Source organism: Thalassomonas actiniarum (genome assembly GCF_000948975.2).
Classification (GTDB): domain Bacteria; phylum Pseudomonadota; class Gammaproteobacteria; order Enterobacterales; family Alteromonadaceae; genus Thalassomonas; species Thalassomonas actiniarum.
In genome coordinates this window covers 716931-734901 of record NZ_CP059736.1, presented here as the reverse complement: position 1 = coordinate 734901, position 17971 = coordinate 716931, and the positions used below count along the sequence as shown (strand labels likewise).

Sequence of the window (17971 nt, the reverse complement as noted above, 5' to 3'; positions counted from 1 at the left end):
CTAATTGGCCAAGGGTTTATAAACAGCTTCGCAGCAGTGACCACACAGACAGGATAAATATTAACGCTATCACAGCAGCTTTTTCCCGTAAGACAAACCTTTATTTATGACAGGAAGGAAAAAACAATGAACGAATTCTGGCATGCTTTTTCAAGAGAAAAAAATGATCAGCAATATAACCCGACCTTATGGACAAAGCGTTTACCGACAGAGGAGCTCCTGCCGGCCCATATAGCCTTCACCCAGGAAAAAAGCGAGTCATACCGGGCTAAGGGGGTGGAAACGCTTGCATTCGGTGAAGCTGAATTTGCCGGCTCAATAGATGTCTTTCGTCCCGATACGTTACCGGAAAATGCCCCTATTGTGGTTTATATTCACGGCGGCTGGTGGCAGTGGTTTAGCAAAGAGCAGTTTTCTTATTTGGCACAGCCGTTTAACCATCAGGGGTTTGCGGTTTATATGCCCGGTTATCGTATGGCGCCAGATTGGGAAAACAATACACCTATGGAGTCTATCGTCAGACAAATGCAATATGCCCTGGCCGCCATACTCAAAGTAGCGGAGAAAAGCGCCGCACCTACGCTATACCTGGTGGGACACTCGGCAGGCGGTCAGTTAGTGACTATGCTGCAGCACACCAATTGGCAACAATTTAATGTCTCTGAGTCGGCAGTGCAAAAACTCAAAGGCATCTTTTCACTGGCGGGCTTGTTTGACATCCGCCCGTTAGTGGACAGTTTTGTCAACGATGAAATCAAGATGTCATCCTCTTCTGCAGCCGCCGTAAGCCCGCAATTGCTGGCGCCGGCGGCTCATAACTGCCCGGTACATTTACTGTTACCCGAATTGGATACCCCGGAGTTTTTCAGGCAAACCAAGGAATATCAGCAAAAACTCCTGGCAGAAGGCCGAAACTGTTACCTGAAGTTAGCCCAAAGCAGGGATCATCTTGATATTATTGAAAAACTGGCAGAAGACAATGATGAAATCATGAACTACCTGTTAACGAATATGAAAGTTGAATAAAAACGATTATTTCTGACCCCGGGGATTTTTCTCTCCCCGAAGGGGTAATGGTGCTAAAAAACAAAAGGCAACTTTTCACCCCCTAAAATAAGCAGAAAGCAAAGCGCATTCCCATCATGCAGCCGGTCAAAAGTTGGCAGCAGTCAGGTAACGGGATTTTCTAACGCGTTAATAATCCTTATAACCGCCTCTTTTAATCCTCATTAATAAAGATCCTCCATTATAATTTAATAGTGATGTATTTTCTTACCGAACAATAAATGAAAATAATCAATGCTTTATTATTTACCGGTATCTTGTTGCAACTGTCAGCGCTTGCTTTTGCCGTGGAAGCGATCGAAGTCGTTACCGAAAGCTGGGAACCTTATAGCTACCTTTTACCCGATGGCAGTGTTGGCGGCACAGCGACAGCCAAAGTTCGCCGTATTCTAGATAAAGCGGGGATTGAATATACCATTAACCTTTATCCCTGGACCCGGGCTTACAGAACTGCGCTGAGTAAAAGAAATGTTTTGATATATTCCATCTACAGAACAAAAGAACGGGAATTAAAATTTCAATGGCTATGCCCTTTTTTACCAACGGAGCGCATATATGCCTATGCATTAGCAGATCGCCGGGACATTAACATAGGCAAGTTAGACGACCTGAAGCAATACATCATAGGAAGTGCCAGGGAAGAGTATGCCTACCAATTTTTGCTTGAGCATGGTTTTGAAGATAACAGGCACCTGGACATCTCCTCTACTTACAACACCAGCCTGCATAAACTGGTCAACCATAGAATAGATCTGGTTATCGGCACCCGGCATTCGATTGACACCAGATTAAAAAGCCTGGGTTATCCAGAGACAAAAATGAGAGCGGTTTATGAATTTAGTACCCAAATGATAGGTGGTAATTGTATGGCTTTTAATATCGAAACACCGAGCGCCGTTGTAGAAAAAGTCAGGGCAGCCTTATTACAAGTAAACCAGGCTGCTGAAAATGCCTCCGCCCCTGAGTAGCTTCGCAGCAATAACCGCAAAATTGCTCGCGCTGTCGTTAAAATAATCTTAAACCGGCACAGCTTAAGGAGAGTCAGACGTGTCTGACGCTAATGGCAGTTATATCATGACTTGCCGAGAACTTCACTGCAAGCCAAACAGCGGGCAAGGGCTTTTAACCGCAAAGCTTCACGGATAAGGCAAAAGGAAAGCTTTACCTAGAATAACTCTACCGAGCCTTCCACGGCATGTTCATCATCTATTCTGTGGCGATAATCATTTTCGCGCCTCACTATGGTGTCATTAGACAGGTTCTGCAGCCTTTTAACAAAAGCCTTACCCGTTACGGGCTCGAAGATGACTTTTCTGGGACAAGCTAAGCCGACATCGGCCTTTTCAATTTGGATTTTTTCAGAAGCAAGGTAGCGCAGAGCAAAATGGAGATTCTTCATGCCGACACTCGACATATTGTTGAGCATATCCCCGCCGCCAAATAACTTAGCGACAAGGTTCTTTTTACGGCCGCCGTGCTTTAATATGATATTGATCAAATGCTCCATGGCAAAGTTGCCATAACGGGTTGCATCGCTTTCTTTGCCCCGTTGACTCCAGTTGACCTGATCGGCATCTTTATCTGTCAGGGGTAACAAAAAATGGTTCATGCCGCCAATGCCCGCCACAGGATCCCATACACAGGCAGAAATGCAGGAGCCCAAGGTAGTCGCAATGGCAATATTTTGCCTGGTGATATAAAATTCACCCGGTAAGATCTTGGCAACCACCATTTGCCGTGTTTCATCCCAGTAATGGTTAATATGGGAGAACTCAGGTAAGCAGTGTTGCCGGCAATATGCAACTTGACTGTGCTGCTCACGCTTCCATGATACTGAGTCCATAAGCTTTTATCCATTTAGCATTAAGTAAAATTGATGGTTGATGAAAGGGCGAGGCAAAATACCTGCTGGTTACATCTAAAATGCTCCCTTCGCGGCTCGCTAACATGCCATCCATAGCTACAATGTTTGAAGTATAGCCCTTAAATTTTGTTTTTTTTGCAAAAACATGACTCTATATAGCTAAAACACTGAACGGTACTCTCGAAAAATTATGAAAATAAATCCATCGGAGCATTTATTTTCAATAGCGGAGCCAGCAAAAAATCTCAGCACATTTGTGCAAGTCTGATAGAAAACACTGTGGTTTAATACTGCAGGTTTTGTTATAAACAAAAGGTTGTCATGCAAACAAGCTATGATGATTTTCAAAAAAATCAATAATAAAGTAATAAGGAAATTAAAATATGAATAGTAAATTAATGATTAAGTCCGCAGTCTTTGGTTTTGGCTTAAGCTTAGGCTGTTTTGCAAATGCAGAAATTGATATCCCCATATTTGAACCTGGCTGCTTTTCCCGCTGCTACACAGCCGAGATGGTTTGCATGGGGAATGCCACTACCCCAGGTCAAATGGATGCCTGTGCCGAAGAGTCGTTTCGCTGCATGTCCGGCTGTATGTAACAACCCGTAAATGCAATGTCAGGCTCAGATCTGAATTTGCAGAGCCGTGTTTTTGTCTTTTATCGCTGTTTTGACCCGGGCGCTGCGAGCTAGAGCAAGACAGGAGCGGTTCTGAGCCTGTCTATTCCCAGGTATTGCTGCGAGAAGGTATCGGCAAGCCGGATAAGCTGCTCCCGAGACATCTTGATAATATGCTCGCAAAAATTGCCTTGGTGCAGCCGGGTTAGCTTTGCATCTACCTTTGCCCCATAACCGCCGAGCAGCAACTCCCTTTCTTCTATGGTATAAAATCCGGAGACATCTTCCGGGACAGACATTGCCAGCATCAGATACTGTTCTGCTTTTCTAAGCTGACGCACTTTTCCAGGACGGGAAGGTGCCGGATTTCGGCAGTCAAAATATGATAGTCTCCTAAGGCCACCTGCAGGGGGATATACAAAAACTTCAAGCAAAGTTAATTACAAACAATATCTGACACGCCGCTTTTTCCTGGCCTGCATTTTACGCTTTTCTTTTTCCTTAAGTGCAATCAGACGATTAATCTCTTCCATGGCAATCTTGCCCAATACACTAAAATCATATTTAACAGGTTCCGCCTCCGGCATGGGCAGATAACCTAATTTACGGCGTATCAGGTGATCCGCGACTCTGTTGACGGCTTCATTATCCATAGCTTAGCTCTCTGTTTTCAATGCTTTTATTTTCATTTTCCTGTTGCCCTTCAAGGGAGCCAAATACAGCGCCCAAAGATTTGTGCAATGCATTAAGCTGGGTTTGAAGACCAGCATCCACCACCCCTACCGGGGTTTCAAGGCGGCAGGATCTGACCGGTATTTTACTGTCGGCAATGACATCTATGCGTTCTATGTTCGGGTATTGCTCCTGCCAGTGCTCTACCCTGGCTTTTACCGCTTTGACATCGTTACTGGAGACAATAACTTTTATTTGCTGCTCGGTCTCAACGGCTTTGATCGCCGTACCTACCAGAGACTGGATCAGCGTGCTTTGATCTATCTGGCCAAGGATGCGTTGCAGTACATCTTGAATGATCTCGCATGCCTGGCGCTCAAATGTTTTAATGTATTCGATAGATTTTAAATTAAGCGCCAGTAGCTGCTGACGGGACTCGGCTTTTCCTGCCTTCAGCCCCGCCTGGTAACCTTTTTCTTCTTGCTCTGCCATTCGGGCATCTGCCGATTTGTGGCGTTTTTTTACCTGCTGCTTGCTATAGGCTGCTAAACGCTTGTGGTCCATATAAGTACGGTAATCACTTTTTTTAAGCAAATTACCCGAAGGTTTATTTTCCAGGGTGCCATTTTTTAATTGAATAACTGAAAACATTATTTTTCCTGATTACTTAGCCGCGAATAAAGCGGTATCAACTTGATATCGATAACCCTCTTGTTCACAAGAACAAGTTAAAGCAATGGAGCTTAGTGGGTACCCGAGAGCAGACTGCTTTCGATTTGCGCTAAAAAAGGCTTGAATTCAGCACTTTTTGACTGCTGCAGCAGGTTTTGTGCCTGTTGGCGATTACCCTGCAGTGCCAGTATCAGTACCTTAAATGCCTCCAACGCCTCATCACTGAATGTCGGCTTTTCCAATATTGTTAATGCTTGCTGATATTGCTTTTTCCCCAGCAGCAACAGGGTATCGATAATATAAGGCGCTGCTGCGACAGGTTTTAAGACCTTAAGGCCTTCACTGATGGCACGGGCTTGTGTTTCTAAGCCACGGCCTGCGGCGATCAGTCCCAGTTCAGTGGTATGTTTTAGTAAATCAGACATCTGCTTGTCTCCTGTGTAATGGCAATGCAGTTAAAATGGTTAATATTAAGAATAAAGACTTAGCGTCTGATTTATTCTGTGATGGTGTTAAGTACCGTTAAGCCATTTGAAAAAACATCCAGGTAGGCATTATTGCGGTTAAATTCTTGCGTGGTACTAGGCCTTCTAAGCGCTGCCTTGAACTGATTTATTTCCTGGTCAAAAGCTGCCTGTAAATTGTTAATACAAGCTTCTCGCTCCTCACCGGCTAATGTATGCTCAAGGTCGGTCATAAAAAAATTGTTCATCACTGTTACTCTCTTGTGGTTGATAAAAAGCTTGTTTAACGGGCATTAATTGTTATAAATCATCAATCAGGTATTTAATTTTTCGGTCCTGAAAGCTCATGACCACGTGATCAAGCGCGATTTTGTCAACGGTAAAATGCCCGTCAACCGTATAGCCCTCATAGATAGACTCGCCGTTGCTGGTGATTAAAAAAGGCAATTCCCCCATGTTGACACTGTCCACCTGAATATTCGGTTTAGGTAACCAACGCTTATCCCGTGTTTGATCCTGCCAGGTCGTCACACCGGTAACATCGCGTTGTAAAGTATGAAACGCGTGCTGCCATTTTGTTGGCAACTTTATATCCCCAACCAGGGAAAATACGCCGTTTTCAGCTGTGCTTGCCACTTTAATATGTGAAAACCCGAGCGCCTGAAGCGTTTGCTGGGCCGAGCTGAGTAACAAGTGTTGGTTTAATACCCGGTTGATCACCTTGGGAAACCTGAGTTGCAGCCAGTCATTCAGCTCACGGTGATCTTCGGTATTGGTTAAATAGCCTGATATCTGCCAGGGAAGTTGCTCATCGTCCCGGCTGAGCGTTAAACCGGCCCTTGGAAAGCGTTCAGCCAGTTCAGTGCGTACCAGCTCAGGATCGAAAAATGCTTTTTTTTCTGCCTCAACAGACGCCTGGTTGATAGCAACCCCGGCCGCCGCCACCGAGCTAAATAACGCGATAGTGGTCGCGGAAATTAATTTGGTTTTCGTCAGCCATTTTTTCGGTTCGCCATCTTCGAGCTCTTCCGGCTCATCTTCATCGTCATCGTCGCCGTCGCTGGAAAACATGCCCCAATCGCCGTCATCTTCCTCCTCCTCTTCACTCTCGCCCGGCTCGTTTTCCCCGGCTAAGAGTTCTTCCGGCCATTCATACTCGCCATTGGCAAAACCGAAGATCAGCTCGCCAACACAAATGTAATCACCATGGCTGAGTGAAATGCTTCGATCGCTCGCCTCTTTGCCATTTTGTAAAAAAGCACTTTCAACCAAACTGTTCAGGGTAAGTGTTTCCCCCTCCAGGATGAGTTCAAAATGTTTGTCCTCGATACTCCCGCTTTGTAAAATAAGATCGCAGTCATTGCTCCCCCCAAGGCATTGTGTGCCGGGTTCCAGCTCTATTTCCGCATTTTTTTGTGGTCCGGTTAAAACCCGTAAATACCATGTGGTCACGTTAATACTCCCTTGTTGTGTCGTTACTGAGTCGATGATCAACTATTGGTTAGTCAATAACCCTGGGCTTGATAATAAACAGCCGCACCATGTTGATGACGCTCTTATTGTGATACTTAAATAAGTTGCCCACCCAGGGAACGGCATGTAATACCGGCACCCGGGTTTCCTGGTGCATTTCCACATCATAGTGATAACCGCCGACTACTAAACTACCGCCTTCTTCAATCATCGCCTGGGTACTGATACTGGTGGCGCTGACCACGGGAATAGAGTCCACCTGTTGGCCATTTTGTTGCCCGTCTTCGATATTAATGTCCATGATGACTTTATGCTCACCGTTTTCCATGATCAAATGCGGGGTTAAATCGATACTTGTGCCCACAGACACGGGAAATAATTCCGCATCTTCCTGCGCCGCGACCCTGACATAAAAAGTGGTGCTGTTATCCAATATGGTGCTTTGATGGTTGCCGGTAACAATCACCGGACGGGATGAAATCTGTGCGTGTCCGCTTTTCTCCAGCACGCGGATATCGGCATCAAAATCAAAATTAATCGAATTGCCTGTTGCGCCCTGGCTATTGCCGTTACTGCCAATGGCCCATTCAAGTCCCATTTGTTTGGCTTTTTCGGTACTGATATTCAAGATAGTGACATCAATCTCTATTTGTTCAGCGCGCACATCCAGGCTGCGGATCGCTTCCTGATACATGGGCATACGCTCGGCCTTATCATAAATCACGACCGCATTGAGTCGGGGATCCCCTTCAATGGAGGCCAGCTGACCGCGCTCAGGGCTGAGCGCCAGGGTCCCCTGTTGATTGGCGGGTACAACCTTGCTGCCGATAATAGCGTTTGCCTGCTGACTTTTTTCCAGCCAGTTATTGCCCTGTTGGCTGTGGGTCATCCCCACCAGGCGCCGTAAAACATGAGCAACACCAAAAACTTCCCGGGATTGACCGCGATATACCCTTTGAGTATTAACGGCGCTGGCATACTTTAATGGAAAGATTTTTAGCACATAAGTTTCTTTAGTATGATCAACATCCAGCGTCCAAATGGTCTGCTCGATCAGGTTAATAAAACGTGGCGGGCCTGAGATATACACCAGCTGTTCGGTGGAGGCCACTTGCCAGTTAAAACGCCCGTCCCAAATGCCGACTTTTCTCAACATGTCTTCTAAATATTCAGGGGAAATATATTTTAAGTGGAATACCCGGTTTTGGTACTCGGACGTGGCATAAAAGTAGATCGCCCCGTTATCGTTGTACCAGGTGAAGGCATTCTTTTTCGCCAGTTTGTCTAAAAAGTCACGGCCGCTTTTCCCGCTGTATGCACCCAGTACCCTTGCGGTTAACTGCGGGCTGATCACGGCTTGAATATTATAGTTGGCACTGAAGTTTTTTAAGATATTGGCAATGCTTTCGCCTTTTGAATGTAGCGCATAAGCTTCATCCCATTGCAGTGATTTCGCCAAAAGCGCACAGGAAAATAAAGCACCGATTAAGAAAATAACGATTCTCATGAGTTAATCCTTGGTTGGAATAGGTTAAAAAGTTTGAAAAGCTGCTTATTTCATTAAAAAGCGGAGCAATTTAGTGTCTTGCAACACTTTTTGGCTTGCCTGAAAGATAGCCGTGCTTACCAGATACTTTTTATCGTCATTGTCAGAAAGCGCATGAAAGGGCTGGCTGTAATTCACTTGATAATTGTTTTGATAACGGCCCTCTGCCGTGGTGGCAACGGCAGACAGTTTCACCTGGGTATAGGTATACCCCTGCCAAAGATCGTCTGAGCTGCGGTGAGCTATTGATTCGACCGTAACCACTAAGACACTGTCATCATCACCGTTAGCCACTCTGATGCCTCTGTGGCTCAATTGGCTCTCAAGCATAAGCTTAAGTTTATCCTGCAAATCGTTCGTCTCTATTGACTCGATCGCAAGGGGATCGTCGGATACAGGTGATGCCGGGCGGCCATCTTTAACTTCCAGCTGGATTTCCCCCCGGACTAAGGCACTGGCAGTGACCGGGTTCAAGGTTGCCAATATCGGCAGACTTTGCACCGACTGGGCGCAACCATTGATCAACGGCAACAGCAAGATAACGCTAACTAAGCTTATTTTTTTCATCATGACGGATAAAGACCCAAATTTGTAAAAACTGAAACTAAGAGACAGCCCCGGAAAAGTTGTTTTTAAATTAATGGCAAAAACTCACTTGAACCGGCAAGAGCGTTATTGATAAACGCGAAAGCATAAAAAGGTAAACAAGATAACGGCTATGGTTTCCCAAAATATTATCGGTTTAATCGAGTAAATTTATGAGCGCACTTAACTATATTGGCGAAAGCATTGCCGAATGTGTCAATACCGCAGAATTGATCACCTTACGCGGCCGCGTCACCAAAGTATTGGGGACCATACTGCATGCACAACTGCCCGGCGTTGAAACCGGGGAGCTGTGTTTATTAACTACGCCGGGACAAAAAAGAGACTTGATGGCAGAAGTCATAGGTTTTGATAAACACGACGCCCTGCTGACCCCTTTGGGAGATATGCAGGGGATTTCCGGCGCCACTGAGGTTATTCCCACAGGGAGACAACACACCATAGCGGTGGGAGAAAATCTGCTTGGCCGGGTACTTGATGGTATGGGACAGCCGATAGATACAGCAACCAAAGGCCCGCTTATCTGCAGTGAGCAATACCCTGTTTACGCGCCGCCGCCGGACCCGTTAACCCGTCGCCTGATAGACAAGCCGCTTTCCCTTGGCGTAAAAGCCATAGACGGCTTTATCACCTGCGGAGAAGGGCAGCGGCTGGGAATATTTGCTGCCGCCGGCGGCGGTAAAACCACTTTACTGTCTATGCTGGTCAAAGGAGCGGATGTCGATGTGGTCGTCATCGCCCTTATCGGGGAGCGCGGCCGGGAAGTGAGGGAGTTTCTTGAGCATGACTTAGGCCCTGAAGGGGTAAAAAAAGCCGTTATTGTCGTGGCGACCTCAGATCGTCCCTCCATGGAAAGGGCAAAAGCCGCTTACGTCTCTACCGCTATCGCCGAATATTTCAGGGATCAGGGTAAACGGGTTTTGCTGTTAATGGACTCGGTCACCCGCTTTGCCCGGGCACAACGTGAGATCGGCCTGGCGGCGGGTGAGCCCCCGACACGAAGAGGCTTTCCCCCCTCGGTGTTTGCCACCTTGCCTAAATTAATGGAACGCACCGGCCTCAACGACAAAGGTTCAATTACCGCCCTGTACACGGTATTAGTTGAAGGTGATGACATGACCGAACCGGTAGCAGATGAAACCCGGTCAATCCTGGACGGCCATATCATCTTATCCCGAAAACTGGGCGCGGCAAACCATTACCCGGCCATTGATGTTCTGGGCAGTATCAGCCGGGTGATGAACAATATTACCAACCGAGAACATATAGATAATGCGGGTTATATCAGGCGGTTAATGTCGAAATATCAGGATGTGGAACTTTTGGTCAACATTGGTGAATATCAGCAGGGGGAAGACCTGGAAGCGGATGAAGCCATAGCCAAAATCGGCGATATCAATGAGTTTTTACAGCAAGGCTGTGATCAAATCATAGATTACGACGAAAGCCTCGCATCTTTAGCCAGCCTGACACTTTAACGACATTACGCCACTGCCCCAGCAGCCAGGAGAACGCTGCCATCAAGCACTCTCCTGCAAACTTCAACAGGTTCCAGACCGAGATTTTTTTCACCTTATGAGCAGCAACAATTGCTGGCATATTTCTCCCCTCAAGCAGCTGCCTTTAGCTGCTAAAAAACTCATGTTTTCATCGCTTCCTTGAGTATGAACAAGCCAGAAAAAACAAGCTTTTTCAGGATTTTTTCGCTATTGCTCAGATAATTACCCAGACTCACTTGTCCTTTAGCCATTGACAAACAGGTTATTTATCGTACTATCTTTATGCCAAGATGAAGTAGGCAAAAAATAATAATACAAAAAGGATTCTAATATGTTTAAAAAAGCTTCTTTACTGTTACCTTTGTTAGCAGCAGCTTGTTTGCAACAAGCGCCCAGGCAGAATTAACACCACAAGGACTATACGAGTGCACTAATGGTGCCTTATACGAACTTTGGCTTGATGTTGAAGGCGGAACCGTCAACGAAATTCGTTGGGTTTATGTTGGCCGTTGTTCCGATGATGGTTTATACGGACCAGGCATAGGCTAAATCAGTAAATTAGCAGCCGTATAAGATAGTTTTTTATAAATATAACTATAACATCGGTTTAGACCATTTAAGGAAGAGGCTTTAGTTCTCTTCCTGCTAGAAAACTAGTTTTTTTCTATTTTTCATCAAAGTCACCTATCTAAGCAAGCAGCTTTAACTAAGCCCTTTTATTAAGCCACCCATAACAAATATTTCCTATATTCTTAAGTTTAAGCCAACGATAAATTATAAAGAATCTATCTTTAAGCTCTTATTTGACTTCAGTAATCAAAAAAAGTGATTTTCCGAAAATTATTGATGAATTACCTGAATATTAAGCAAAGTTGAGACATCAGAATGCCTAATTGAACATTATTAACCTTTAACATAACCAGATTGAAAGACCAAGGGGTGCAGCCAAATCATCTCATATTCAACCATTGCTTACTGTTTGCAATACCGTGACTTCGCTTTAACCCTACATGTTCAGTGAATTCAGCTAAATGTGACGGAGTGCCGACAGCCCCCGTAAAGATATGTTCGAACTCTGTTGCCAATTTTAACCAGTTTGTAATTGGTATTTGCAGGCGGGTCAATATAGCTTCGGCGTCTTGATCTATTGCTCCCGCTTTATCCTCTCTGACAATACGTCCGGTACTGTCAACCAAGGTTAAATAGTCCTGCAGGGGAAAGTTAAGCCCTTTGAGCTTATTTTCTTGTTCAGCACCTATAAAAGGAATTAATTGTTTAGGCTGCCCACCTTTTAAAGCTGCTTTTACTCTCAAACGGATACCTGTGAATGCTGATTGCTCAGGTGTTTTGGCTATCTTCGACCTTACCGGATTTAAATCAACATAGGCCATACAAGCTAACAGGGCAGCTTCGTCTAGCAACGCCTGAGACTTAAAGCGACCTTCCCAAAAACGGCCGGTACAGTTATCTTCAGCGTTGGCTTGTCGGGCAATTGACTCGTTAAGTGAGCGCATAAACCAGCTGATATCCATCAAACGCTTACGATAAATTTCAGCGGTACTTTCTACACTGGCTTGTTGGAATTTATCAAGCGGTTGATTAGTGGTGTATTGCTGTGTGAGCAAAGTGCCTTTAAACAGTTGATGCCATCGGTTCAGTACCTCCGCTGTCGACCAATTTTTTGCCTGGTCAGTATCAACATACAACACAATATGTACATGGTTATGCATCACGGCATAGGCGCAAACATCTATTGAATAAACCTCTGAAAGTTGATGAATACGCGCTTCCACCCAGTCTCTGCGATGTTCATAGCTTTTTCCTGTACTTTCATCAATACCACATAAAAAGGCTTTTCTAACCACCCTGCTACAAACGTGATAATATGGGGTATCTAACAAACTTATTTGTCTTTCTCTCGGCTTTGGCATTACTCTACCCTAACTCTTGAAATCAACTTGTTAAGTTTAGTTTATTAAGTCAAAAATATTCAGATTAATTATGGGTGGCCTTGTAAGAGAGGAAATTAATTTTAGAGGGATAAGTTGGGCCTGCTATCTTTAATAAGACTGGGCTTGAATAGCAGGTCTTTGAGTCATGCTTTATAGGCGAAGGCCTATTTCATTCATGGCCGGGGCGGCTGCTTGGTTGGTATGATCGGCCAGTGATTCTTTTAGTTGCGGTTGGATGCTGGCGGTTAAGTCAATCATGTTATTAAGCACATTTGAAAAATCCTGGAAAGTGTTTGATTCATAGCTGCCGCTGTAGCAGAGCATCAGGGTATTGGCCTGGTCATCAAAAGCTATGGTGGCACCGCGGGTTTCCTGTTGGAATAAATTTAAGCTTAGTGCGCATCTAAAGAGCATTTCAGCTCCCGTTACCGGCACCTCGATAAGTTCAACGTTGATATAAAAATGATCGCTGCCCTCAATGGCAAACAGGCATAAATTGGTTTCCTCGTTTGCCTGGATGAAACAGCGCCCCTGGTCATCCAGGGTAAAACTTGTTCCCAGTTGTCCGCCCATTTCGTCGAGCCATGCTTGTAATTGTGTTGTCTGATCTGTCATAAAAGTCTCCTTAAAGTACCCGGCTATTTATTGCGGTAAAACAGCGCCGGGGCGTAATACCGCAATACTCAGTGCTAATGATTAGACACAGTACATTTCATAGTGTTGTTAAATATGTCTGGCAATCGCACTCATGGTTTGGTTTTGTATGCGGGATTCATCCTGAATAATGCGCAGCACGGCATCGATAAGCTTTTCAGCACTCGCCGCCATACTTTTCATTTCCTCCGTCATCTGCCTCAACATGTCAGACTTCACCTGCTCCTGCTCGGCATCAAGCCGCTTGATTTCGGACAGGTAGTTACCAATCGATCTGACCACTTCTATGCCCCCTTGCGGCAGACTTTTATACATTTCCAGTTCTTTAATGGCAGTATTATGATCGGTGGAAATCTTACCGGCCTTCACATCCCAGGCATCCTGCTCGGCTTTTAACTCAGCATCCTGATCTGCTTTTAACCTGGCCGCCTTATCTGTATTCATCGCCTCACCTTTGGCGGGAACCTCTGCTTCGCCTCTGACGAAAGTCTCACCTTTGACAGGCACTTCACCTTTGGCAAAAGTCTCGCCTGTGGTAGAAGTCATTTTCGGCTGATTCTCGGCTGCGGAAGCTATTTTAGGTTGATTTTGAGCGGCAGGGGCTATGGGCTCCGGCGCTTCTGGACGTGGTCCCAGCTTGGCCCTTTGTTGCGCCGCCGCCGATTCGGCTTTTACCGTTGCTATCACGGAAACCGTCGCGATAGCCAATTGCACCGCCGCGGTGGCAACCGAGAATGCCAGCTGGGTTTCCGCCGCATCCCTTTTATCTTCAATGGCCGCCATTTTTTTCGTCTGCTCTGCCATGGCGCTCGCCCAGGCTTGATCTTTAGCCGATTGACGCAAAGATTCTGCTATTTTGAACATCAACTTGTATAACTCAGCATGATCTATACGCGAGGCCGTCATCCTGGTTTTATCTGCCGGTGCCGATAAGGTTTGAAAAACCTCCGCCATCGAGGTGCCCGCGGCCACGGTCGCCGCAGAAGCATGCACCGCCGCCCCGGGAGGACTAATAACACTTTGCACGCCATTGATGATTTTTGAATACGCCGCCTCTACAGCACCTGCGTGTTTTTTAACGGCATCTTGTTCAAGCGGATTGATTTCCGCTCGATTGTTTGCCGCCTGGTTAGTTGATATAGCCGTCATAATATATTTATCCCCTTAAATATGTGCTACTAGTGATAATTTGGTCTGCGCCGTTTTTGATATCATGTCACTGGCCTGTTTCAACATTTCCTGCTCTGATTCAAGCCACTTTTTAACAAGCGCAACCGCTTCCTCGATTAACAGTTGCATCGAGTAATTTTCTATCTGGGTTTCATCTTTTTTTAACTCCGCCATACGGGCGGCATAGGTTTTCATGGCGACATCAATAGAAAATCCGGCCTGGGTCCCCTGGGTCGCGGCACTGATCCCCCCGGCAACAGAAGATGCCGTAGTGGCCGAAACGCTGCTGGCAGCCGCACTTCCGCCAAAAAGGGCGCCGCCCGCCGCACCGCCGCCGATACTCAGCGCCACGACAATCACGGCAACGGTCACACCGGCAACAATCCCGGCGGTTTGTTCATCCATGCCGGCTTTGACAAAAAGATCGGTCAAGCCTTCCGTCGCCATGGCCATGCCGGTTTTTTCGCCGGTTCCAAGGCCAATCATGGTATCGGTTGCCAGGGCAATCATGATGGCGCCGGCAAAGACACCAACCCCGGTGGCCATTAATGCCGCACCGGCAACCAGGGCGGCCCCGGCCACCACCCAAGACACAATTTCCATCGCAAACATAGAATCTTCCTGCTCGCGCAGTTTCTTAAAGTAATCTTTGATTTCCGCCAGGATTTTCACTTCCGCCAATTTCTGCGCCTCTTCGAGGTTTTTGATCTCATTGCGCTCGGCTTCTGCCATCAGTTCGCGCATCGCTCCGCCCAAAAGCGACATCAGCACATTAACATCGGTGAGCAATTCCTCGCTCCAGTCAATGGCACGGCTGTCAGCTGACGCCATTGCCCGGGTGATGGTGTTGTCATTAAAGGCTTTCTTTAACTCTTCTTTACCCCTGCTTGCCGCCTCATAGGCCTTAAGGGCAAATAAACTTTGTACGGCATTCGAGTTGGTGGCGATATAGCCATAACCGTCATGCTCATTACCCTGGCTGTCGGTATAAGTGATACCGACATAGTTACCGCTCTCATCATAAGTCGTGGTCAGGGAACTGTTGTTGCCAAACTTTAGGGTAACCAGGGTATTGTTGTTTTTGTCCTTGGTTTCTGTGCTGGTGACCGCCGAATTGTAAGTATTAAAATCAGCGATGGTGGATGTGGATATAGGTGATATCATCTCGGTTTTCTCCCTTTTTTAGCTGGCCAGCTTCAGATGGCCATTTGCGCTTAACTACTGACATTGCTGCAGCAACGCCTGCGCTTTTTTAGTGGTTAACAGATCATCCGGGTTCATCGCCAACACTTGCTCTAAACTGGTTTTAGCCAGGCTTGGTTTGGATAACCTGATCTGGCATAAAGCGGCCGAAAGCAGGTGTTGCGGCTCCCCCGGGGCGATAGTGCTGGCGGCGGAGAAACAGCGGTAGGCACCATGGTGATCTCCCTGTTTGCTGCGACAGTCCCCCTTAGCCTGCCAATATCGCGGCTGTGCAATATCGAACAGGCACAAACCGGCAAAAAGTTCTTCGGCTTTTTTATAGCTGCCGGCAGAAAACAGCTGCATGCCGTAAGCATACACGGCATCCATCTGTGGCTGGCTCAAAGGGCTAAGCAGGCTGTTTCCAGTGCCTTCCCCGGTAACCTCTTCATTAGTCTGATTCATACAAAGTCCTATTTAAGTGGTAAAAAAATAAACTGCTCATTTGTTTGAGCAGCACGGGTAATCTTTATCAACCGGTATAGCTGGGAAACAGGACAGGGGTTTATGTTTATCTTGAAGGTGATCTTATTTAGGACTTTCAGGAGGGAATGTTCGGCGGCTTTCAAGGCTCAGGGCAGACAACAAAGCTGTCGCCGCCGAAGTTTGAAAACCGCCAGGAGGTATTAATTTAACAGGCTTCCTGTTCACGTTTGAGTTGTTCAACCCATTTCAGTACTTCAACAACGGGGGCGATATAGTCTGACGGAATATAATTATCAATCGCCGCCTTGGCGAGCAAACCACGGGCCAGGGGAATGTTTTCCATAATAGGGACATCCGCCTGCCTGGCCCACCTTTTCATCTGCTGGGCGTTGTCATCGGTACCCATGGCCGTAACCAGCGGCAGCGGGGTCACGCCTTTTTCGTAATAAATTGCCACGGCGACATGGGTGGGGTTGGTGATCACTGCGGTTGAACTTTTCACCCTGGGTTTGACTTCTTCTTCCATCAATTCTTTATGCATCTGTTTTCGTTTGCCTTTAATTTCAGGATCTCCTTCCGATTCTTTAAACTCCCGCTGAATTTCATCCATGCTCATCATCAGCTGTTTAATGTGTTGTGACTTTTGGAAATAAAAATCAAACACCGCAATAATAATGAAAGCAAGTGCACTGTAGATGAACAGCTGGATAAACAGCGAGCCCACCAAAGGCATAAGGCAGCTGATACCGCAGTGGGGAATTTTAACGAAATCATTAATATTGTCGGTTAGCAGCTGATAGATCAAAAAACCCAAAAACAGAATTTTCACAATCGACTTAAGCACTTCGATCAAACTTTTTTTCGAGACGATTTTCTTGACCCCTTCGGCGGGATTGATTTTTTTAAATTCCGGTTTTATCGATTCAAAAGAGATCAAAAAACCGAACTGGCCGACATTGGCGGCAATCGCGGTGATCATCACCAAAATAATAACAGGGGTAAGCATGGCAATGGCATGGTCAAACAGCTGATTAAGGATCATTTTAAAAGCCGCCCGAAAAGGTAACTCATACACTATGGCCAAAACATCGATCATCGCGGCAAAGTGCCTGATATAAAAATCACTCATGGCAACAAACAAGGCAAAAATACCGCACATCAATAACGCAGAAACCACCTCTTTGGACTGGGCCACCTGCCCTTTCTCTCTGGCATCGCGTATTTTCTTTGGTGTGGGCTGTTCGGTTTTTTCACTCATAAGGCAGCAAACACCGTTTTAAAAAGTAAGGAAAAGGAGGCATCAAGCGAATGAATTTCTTTATTAAAAAAGGTCAATAAAATACCGACATAGACCACAAGAAAAGCAAAGGCTACCGCACTTTTTACCGGCATCGCCAGGAAAAACACATCCAGCTGCGGGGCAAAACGGCCGATCATCGCCAGGCCGAATTCGCTGAAAAACATGGCGACGATAATGGGCGCCGACACCAACAGCATCAGATTCATTAATAAATCCAGCAGATGTAAAAAATATTGGATATAGGCCGGTGAAAAATCCGGAGTAAATTCACCGATAGGCCACATGATATAACTTTGATAAAGCGCCCCTAAAAACAGCAACATACCGCCACCTGAAAAAAACAGGGTATTTAATGCCTGCGCCAACAAGATCCCAAGCGGGGAAGTTTGCGAACCCGACAGTGGGTTAAGGGAGCTGGCCATGGTCGCCCCCCGCTGGTTATCGATAAAAAAGCCAACCGCCTCTACCGCCCAAAACAAAATCGCCATCGAAAAGCCCACCAGTACACCCAATAAGGCTTCTTTCATCAGCAGGGTGCACACCAGCATAAGCTCCAGCGACTGTGGCATAGTGCCGGCCACCACAGGGTAAATAAAAAGCGATAAGCTCAGGGCGACGGCATTTTTCAGCATATTGCCGCCCATCACCTGGGAGCTCAGTACCGGCAGCATCACAAAAGCAGCCAGTATCCGCGCGGTCCCGAGCACCCAATGAATAAAGGCGGTTTGCAGCATCTCGATATCTGGCAC

General features: G+C 46.3%; 21 protein-coding genes. 5 read left to right on the top strand and 16 right to left on the bottom strand.

Annotated features, from left to right (window positions below; translation table 11 throughout):
- Positions 1 to 126: 126 nt before the first annotated feature.
- Together SG35_RS31415 and SG35_RS31410 are read left to right on the top strand one after the other, a co-directional pair.
- Positions 127 to 1026 (top strand): alpha/beta hydrolase, encoded by a 900-nt coding sequence (locus SG35_RS31415; RefSeq protein WP_044831098.1) that lies wholly within the window; start codon positions 127 to 129, stop codon positions 1024 to 1026.
- A gap of 260 nt (positions 1027 to 1286) precedes the next feature.
- A complete protein-coding gene (locus tag SG35_RS31410; protein WP_053042802.1) occupies positions 1287 to 2033 on the top strand; it encodes a substrate-binding periplasmic protein in 747 nt (248 codons plus the stop codon).
- A gap of 197 nt (positions 2034 to 2230) precedes the next feature.
- On the opposite strand, the gene cheD is transcribed toward SG35_RS31410, so the two are convergent.
- Entirely contained in the window at positions 2231 to 2908 is a 678-nt protein-coding gene (cheD, locus tag SG35_RS31405; RefSeq protein WP_084692493.1) for a chemoreceptor glutamine deamidase CheD, read from the bottom strand.
- 404 nt (positions 2909 to 3312) lie between these two features.
- Here cheD and SG35_RS31400 point away from each other — a divergent pair, with 404 nt between their 5' ends.
- Positions 3313 to 3528, top strand: coding sequence for a hypothetical protein (locus tag SG35_RS31400; protein WP_044831097.1), 216 nt, complete (start codon positions 3313 to 3315; stop codon positions 3526 to 3528).
- Positions 3529 to 3617: 89 nt separating this feature from the next.
- Here the strand turns inward: SG35_RS31400 and SG35_RS31395 are convergent, their stop codons facing one another.
- From SG35_RS31395 to SG35_RS31360, 8 genes are all read right to left on the bottom strand, one after another.
- Positions 3618 to 3854, bottom strand: coding sequence for a hypothetical protein (locus SG35_RS31395; RefSeq protein ID WP_044831096.1), 237 nt, complete (start codon positions 3852 to 3854; stop codon positions 3618 to 3620).
- A gap of 132 nt (positions 3855 to 3986) precedes the next feature.
- Positions 3987 to 4199 carry a hypothetical protein gene (locus tag SG35_RS31390; protein WP_044831095.1) on the bottom strand — a complete coding sequence of 71 codons (213 nt, stop codon included), beginning with the start codon at positions 4197 to 4199 and terminating at the stop codon, positions 3987 to 3989.
- Positions 4192 to 4869 carry a FliH/SctL family protein gene (locus SG35_RS31385; RefSeq protein ID WP_044831094.1) on the bottom strand — a complete coding sequence of 226 codons (678 nt, stop codon included), beginning with the start codon at positions 4867 to 4869 and terminating at the stop codon, positions 4192 to 4194. Before SG35_RS31385 ends, SG35_RS31390 begins: the two co-directional genes overlap by 8 nt.
- A gap of 92 nt (positions 4870 to 4961) precedes the next feature.
- Positions 4962 to 5315, bottom strand: a complete 354-nt coding sequence (locus tag SG35_RS31380) for a hypothetical protein (RefSeq protein WP_044831093.1) — start codon at positions 5313 to 5315, stop codon at positions 4962 to 4964.
- Between the two features lie 71 nt (positions 5316 to 5386).
- The gene (locus SG35_RS31375; protein WP_044831092.1) at positions 5387 to 5602 is read right to left on the bottom strand and encodes an EscE/YscE/SsaE family type III secretion system needle protein co-chaperone; all 216 of its coding nucleotides are present in this window, start codon (positions 5600 to 5602) and stop codon (positions 5387 to 5389) included.
- A 52-nt stretch (positions 5603 to 5654) separates the two neighbouring features.
- A complete protein-coding gene (locus SG35_RS31370) occupies positions 5655 to 6806 on the bottom strand; it encodes an FHA domain-containing protein (protein ID WP_044831091.1) in 1152 nt (383 codons plus the stop codon).
- Between the two features lie 49 nt (positions 6807 to 6855).
- Positions 6856 to 8334, bottom strand: a complete 1479-nt coding sequence (gene sctC / locus SG35_RS31365; RefSeq protein WP_044831090.1) for a type III secretion system outer membrane ring subunit SctC — start codon at positions 8332 to 8334, stop codon at positions 6856 to 6858.
- A gap of 45 nt (positions 8335 to 8379) precedes the next feature.
- A complete protein-coding gene (locus SG35_RS31360) occupies positions 8380 to 8943 on the bottom strand; it encodes a YajG family lipoprotein (protein WP_044831089.1) in 564 nt (187 codons plus the stop codon).
- Between the two features lie 188 nt (positions 8944 to 9131).
- Between SG35_RS31360 and sctN the strand changes: the two genes are divergently transcribed.
- Together sctN and SG35_RS31350 are read left to right on the top strand one after the other, a co-directional pair.
- Complete coding sequence (gene sctN, locus SG35_RS31355) at positions 9132 to 10457, top strand: type III secretion system ATPase SctN (RefSeq protein WP_044831088.1); 1326 nt, start codon at positions 9132 to 9134, stop codon at positions 10455 to 10457.
- Between the two features lie 396 nt (positions 10458 to 10853).
- Positions 10854 to 11027 carry a hypothetical protein gene (locus SG35_RS31350; RefSeq protein WP_160298226.1) on the top strand — a complete coding sequence of 58 codons (174 nt, stop codon included), beginning with the start codon at positions 10854 to 10856 and terminating at the stop codon, positions 11025 to 11027.
- Between the two features lie 401 nt (positions 11028 to 11428).
- Here the strand turns inward: SG35_RS31350 and SG35_RS31345 are convergent, their stop codons facing one another.
- From SG35_RS31345 to sctT, 7 genes are all read right to left on the bottom strand, one after another.
- Positions 11429 to 12409 carry a hypothetical protein gene (locus SG35_RS31345; protein ID WP_044831087.1) on the bottom strand — a complete coding sequence of 327 codons (981 nt, stop codon included), beginning with the start codon at positions 12407 to 12409 and terminating at the stop codon, positions 11429 to 11431.
- Positions 12410 to 12580: 171 nt separating this feature from the next.
- Positions 12581 to 13045 (bottom strand): CesT family type III secretion system chaperone, encoded by a 465-nt coding sequence (locus SG35_RS31340; RefSeq protein ID WP_044831086.1) that lies wholly within the window; start codon positions 13043 to 13045, stop codon positions 12581 to 12583.
- Between the two features lie 108 nt (positions 13046 to 13153).
- Positions 13154 to 14233 carry a hypothetical protein gene (locus SG35_RS31335; protein ID WP_044831085.1) on the bottom strand — a complete coding sequence of 360 codons (1080 nt, stop codon included), beginning with the start codon at positions 14231 to 14233 and terminating at the stop codon, positions 13154 to 13156.
- A gap of 15 nt (positions 14234 to 14248) precedes the next feature.
- A complete protein-coding gene (locus SG35_RS31330; RefSeq protein WP_044831084.1) occupies positions 14249 to 15418 on the bottom strand; it encodes a hypothetical protein in 1170 nt (389 codons plus the stop codon).
- Positions 15419 to 15472: 54 nt separating this feature from the next.
- Positions 15473 to 15901: a hypothetical protein gene (locus SG35_RS31325; RefSeq protein WP_044831083.1), complete on the bottom strand. Its 429-nt coding sequence runs from the start codon at positions 15899 to 15901 to the stop codon at positions 15473 to 15475.
- A 226-nt stretch (positions 15902 to 16127) separates the two neighbouring features.
- Positions 16128 to 17180: a type III secretion system export apparatus subunit SctU gene (gene sctU / locus SG35_RS31320; protein ID WP_044831082.1), complete on the bottom strand. Its 1053-nt coding sequence runs from the start codon at positions 17178 to 17180 to the stop codon at positions 16128 to 16130.
- Positions 17177 to 17971: a type III secretion system export apparatus subunit SctT gene (gene sctT, locus SG35_RS31315; protein WP_201777751.1), complete on the bottom strand. Its 795-nt coding sequence runs from the start codon at positions 17969 to 17971 to the stop codon at positions 17177 to 17179. Before sctT ends, sctU begins: the two co-directional genes overlap by 4 nt.